Annotated in this window: 3 protein-coding genes and 2 pseudogenes; 3 read left to right on the top strand and 2 right to left on the bottom strand. The window is 61.7% G+C overall.

Annotation, left to right across the window (positions count from 1 at the left end):
- Together HJG53_RS18165 and HJG53_RS18160 are read right to left on the bottom strand one after the other, a co-directional pair.
- Positions 1-400, bottom strand: a pseudogene (locus HJG53_RS18165) (PhnD/SsuA/transferrin family substrate-binding protein); the annotation flags it as partial.
- On the bottom strand, positions 397-1,587 hold the full coding sequence (locus HJG53_RS18160; RefSeq protein WP_062344530.1) for a Gfo/Idh/MocA family protein: 1,191 nt from the start codon (positions 1,585-1,587) through the stop codon (positions 397-399). The pseudogene HJG53_RS18165 and the gene HJG53_RS18160, both read right to left, overlap by 4 nt.
- Positions 1,588-1,734: 147 nt before the next feature.
- Between HJG53_RS18160 and HJG53_RS18155 the strand changes: the two genes are divergently transcribed.
- From HJG53_RS18155 to HJG53_RS18145, 3 genes and pseudogenes are all read left to right on the top strand, one after another.
- Positions 1,735-3,063 (top strand): Rieske 2Fe-2S domain-containing protein, encoded by a 1,329-nt coding sequence (locus HJG53_RS18155; protein WP_062344527.1) that lies wholly within the window; start codon positions 1,735-1,737, stop codon positions 3,061-3,063.
- The gene (nadC, locus tag HJG53_RS18150) at positions 3,063-3,929 is read left to right on the top strand and encodes a carboxylating nicotinate-nucleotide diphosphorylase (protein WP_062344525.1); all 867 of its coding nucleotides are present in this window, start codon (positions 3,063-3,065) and stop codon (positions 3,927-3,929) included. Before HJG53_RS18155 ends, nadC begins: the two co-directional genes overlap by 1 nt.
- Positions 3,929-4,229, top strand: a pseudogene (locus tag HJG53_RS18145) (ABC transporter substrate-binding protein); the annotation flags it as partial. The gene nadC and the pseudogene HJG53_RS18145, both read left to right, overlap by 1 nt.

The raw sequence follows: 4,229 nt of genomic DNA, 5'->3' as shown, positions 1-4,229 counted from the left end.
ACGCCGGGTCGATGCCATATTCGTCCTGCAGGATACCGCGGATCCAGACCGGCGCGGTCATCTGATATTCCGGGACGCCGATGCGCTTGCCGACAAGGTCGGACGGTTTTTCGATGCCGCTCTTGGCCGACACGAAGATGCAGGAATGACGGAAGAAACGTGACGGGAACACCGGGATGGCGATAAAGTCTGGATTGTCCCGGCCCAGAGTCACGCAATACGATGACATCGAAAGCTCGGCGGCATCGAACTCGCGATTGCGCAGCATCCGGAAGAACGTTTCCTCGACGGACAGCACCTGAAAGTTGAGATCGATCCCATCGGGGCGGACCGTCTGCGACAGCAGCGCCTCGGTGCGATCATAGCCCCAACAGGCGAGCGAGAGGTTCAATCTAGTCATACGGAAACGGCCTCCAAAGTGTCGATAATCATGGCTGTGGGTGCGATTTCGCTGCCGGTGCGGCTCGATTCGAGTAGGGCTGCGCAGCACGCCACCGTCTTCACGCCCCAGCGGCCATCATGGATCGGCTGGACCAGACCGAGTGCGCCTTCAACGAATTCATCGATGACCTCGACCCGCGGCAGGCTTGGCGGATCGATCGCGAGAAACTCACGGTGTTCATCGCCATAGAGCGTGATGCCTTGGGGCGAGAGCTTGAGATCGGCGCGTTCGCAACTGACCAGCACAAAGCCGAAATGCTCATGATACGGCGCCGGCGGTTCGCTGGTCGATGCGCCGTCCTCGCCATACGCTCGGCGTATCTTGGCAGCGCTTTCGGTCGCTGGTTCGAGGTTCCTGAGCGCGCGCCGCGTGTCACCGTATTGCTCCGGATCCTTCTCGCGGCCGAGTTCCGATATCCAATTAACCAGTTCGTCGGAATCATAATGGGCGTAGCCACTGTACGTCAGCGATGCGACAGCCCCACCCTCGAATCCCATCATCGCGGCATATGCGCCCTCGCTCGGGCGACTGGAATCCCAATTGCCCGCAACCGCGCGCACGAATGTCACATCGCGTCCGACAAGCCGCCGCGCCACGTCAATTTGGTGAGCGGCTTGACTGTAGACAACGCCCCCACCACGCGCGCTGTCCAGCTCTTCGGGGCGACGCGGCCGATACATGAAATCGGTGAAGTTCATCGCCGTGAGTTGCCGCACCGCACCAAAGCCGCCGCTGGCGATCAACTCGGCGGCTCGGCGGACCGGGGCATCAAAGCCATGGCTGGGGCCGACCAGGAGCAGTTTGCCGGCCCGGCGTGCCGCCGCTTCCATCGCGACGCACTCGGCGACAGAGATCGCCATCGGCTTTTCGACCAGAACATGCTTGCCCGCACCGAGGGCCGCGATTGCCTGCGTCGCGTGCAGTTCGTGTGGCGTCGCGATATAGACGGCATCAATATCGGCGGCGAGCAACCCCTCCAGGCTTTCATATGACTTGGCTCCGAACTCGCGCGTGAATTGAGCACGTGGGGACGCGCGCAGATCGAACGCCGCGGCGATCTCGACCCGTGGGTGCGCGCGCAACGCCGGAAGCGTCAGCATGAACCCCCGGCCAAGGCCGACAATGCCGATCCGAAGTGCCTTCATGTTTATCCTCGATCTGCCAGGTCGGTCCTTGAAATGCGGCCCGCTTGAAACGCACAATACTTCTATGTAGAAGTGTTTTCAAGAAGTGGATGAAACACCTTCGTGGCACGGCGCCTTGGCACAGCCACTTTGCGATAAGGATAGGCGATGACACCCCAACAAAATGACATCCTCGCCCGAGTCGAGGGCAGCGCGCCGATGGGCAGGCTGATGCGCCAGCACTGGATGCCCGCGTGCATGTCCGAAGAGGTGGCCGAACCGGATTGTACGCCGCTGCGCGTCCGCCTCCTCGGCGAGAATATGGTGGTGTTCCGCGACAGCAAGGGTCGTCTGGGCGCGCTTGACGAGCAATGCCCGCACCGCCGCGCGTCGCTGGCCTTTGGCCGCAACGAGGAATGCGGCCTGCGTTGCCTCTATCATGGCTGGAAGTTCGACGTGAACGGCAACGCCATCGACATGTCGTCCGAGCCGGTCGACGCCAAGCTGCGCAGCACGATGAAGACCAAGGCCTATCCGGTCCAGGAGGCCGGCGGGTTCGTCTGGGTGTGGATGGGCAATCCCGATCAGGTGACGCCGTTCGACAAGCCCAACTGGGCGACCGTACCGGACGACAAGATCAGCATCGTGAAGATGCATGGCGCATGCAACTGGGCACAGGTGCTCGAAGGCTCCATCGACTCGGCGCACAGTTCGAGCCTGCACTCGTCCAACATGCCGACGGCAACCGAGGTCAGCGGATCGACCGCGACCGACACCGCCTGGCTACGGCCGTCGGCCGACAAGGCGCCACGCCTTGAGGTCCAGAAGACCAGCTTTGGCTTCCGCTATGTCGCGATCCGCAAGCCGATCGTCGACGCCGATGCCACTGATTATATCCGCATGACACTCTATGTGGCGCCCTATACCGTCCACATTCCATCGAATGACCAATATCATCTGAGCCAGATGCTGGTCCCGATCGATGATGAGAACACGATGTTCTACTGGGTCGCCTGGCATCCCGAAAAAGGCATTTCGACCGACGCATGGCGCAAATTCTGCGGTGCCGAGATCGGCAAGGATGTCGAGCCGATCACCTTCAAAAAGATGCGCAACGCAGGAAACAACTATCTCCAGGATCGCGTAGCCATGAAGGACGGCGATTTCACCGGTATCTACGGCATCCCGGCGCAGGACATGGCGATGTGGGAATCGATGGGTACGCTCGCCGATCGTGGCGATGATCGCCTGGGGTCGAGCGACAAGGCGATCTTCACGTTCCGCACACAGATGTACCGCGCCGCGCAGGCGGTGGAAAAGGGCGAGCCGGCGATCGGCACGACCGAGCCGCACATTCCGAACGCCAAGCTCATGTCGTTCGAAGGCATCGTGCCTAAGGGCACCGACTGGCGGCTGCTCAATGTCTCGGACGAAGAGGCGGATATCATGCGGACCGTATCGACAGATGTCGACGCTCTCGGGGACGTCCGCGCTTGATGATGTCCCTGCCGCCCATTGCCGGGCTCGACGCGGATGCCGTCAGTCATTTCGTCCAGTCCGTACTCAAGGAGGATCTGGGGCTAGGTGGTGATGTCACCACCGACCTCACCATCCCCGCCGACGCACGGCTGATCGCGACGATCCAGACTCGCGAGCAGATTGCCGTTGCGGGCATCGATCTCGCCCAGGTCTTCTTCGAGGCCCTTGATCCCGATGTCCGGGTCGAGCGGCTTGCCAGGGATGGAGATGAGCTCCAGGCGGGTGCCCCGATCATGCGCGTGGAGGGTCGCGCCCGCCCGATGTTGTCGGCGGAGCGCTCGGCGCTGAACACGCTGCAGCACCTCACCGGTATTGCCACCCTTACTCGAAGCTATGCCAACATGATCGCGGGCACGTCGTGCATCCTGCTCGACACCCGCAAGACCATACCCGGCCTGCGCGCAATTGAGAAATATGCTGCCCGCATGGGCGGGGCGCACAATCATCGTATGCGGCTCGACGACGGCATCCTGATCAAGGACAATCATGTCGCGATCTGCGGCTCGATCGAGGCGGCCGTGCGCGCGGCCAAGGCGGGCAAGTCAGCACTCCCGGTCCAAGTCGAAGTCGACACAATCGACCAGATCGAGCCGGCACTGAAGGCAGGCGCCGATCGGCTGCTCTTCGACAATATGTCGGTCGAAATGCTGCGCGAGGGTGTGGCGCTGGTTGCGGGCCGCGTGCCGATCGAAGCGTCAGGTGGCGTGCGGCTCGATACCATCCGTGCGATCGCGGAAACGGGAGTTACTTACGTCTCCGTCGGCCGCATTACGCAGAGCGCACCGGCTGCCGATATCGGTCTCGATTACACAATAGCGGCTTGATGGTGCTGTCCGTCGAGGAAACGTTCTTCCGGATGCTGCGCAATCGCGAGTTCGATGCCGCCGAGCTTTCGATGTCATCGTATTGCGTGACTCTGGGCCGGGACAATCCAGACTTTATCGCCATCCCGGTGTTCCCGTCACGTTTCTTCCGTCATTCCTGCATCTTCGTGTCGGCCAAGAGCGGCATCGAAAAACCGTCCGACCTTGTCGGCAAGCGCATCGGCGTCCCGGAATATCAGATGACCGCGCCGGTCTGGATCCGCGGTATCCTGCAGGACGAATATGGCATCGACCCGGCGT

Source organism: Sphingomonas sp. ID1715 (assembly GCF_013044515.1).
Lineage (GTDB): Bacteria > Pseudomonadota > Alphaproteobacteria > Sphingomonadales > Sphingomonadaceae > Sphingomonas_B.
Note: the sequence above shows the minus strand (reverse complement) of the source record. Positions and strands in the feature narration are given on the sequence as shown.

Bases quoted from the DNA above. Each gene is read 5' to 3' on its own strand.
- HJG53_RS18160 (WP_062344530.1), bottom strand. From the start codon at position 1,587: ATGAAGGCACTTCGGATCGGCATTGTCGGCCTTGGCCGGGGGTTCATG.
- HJG53_RS18155 (WP_062344527.1), top strand. From the start codon at position 1,735: ATGACACCCCAACAAAATGACATCCTCGCCCGAGTCGAGGGCAGCGCG.
- nadC (WP_062344525.1), top strand. From the start codon at position 3,063: ATGATGTCCCTGCCGCCCATTGCCGGGCTCGACGCGGATGCCGTCAGT.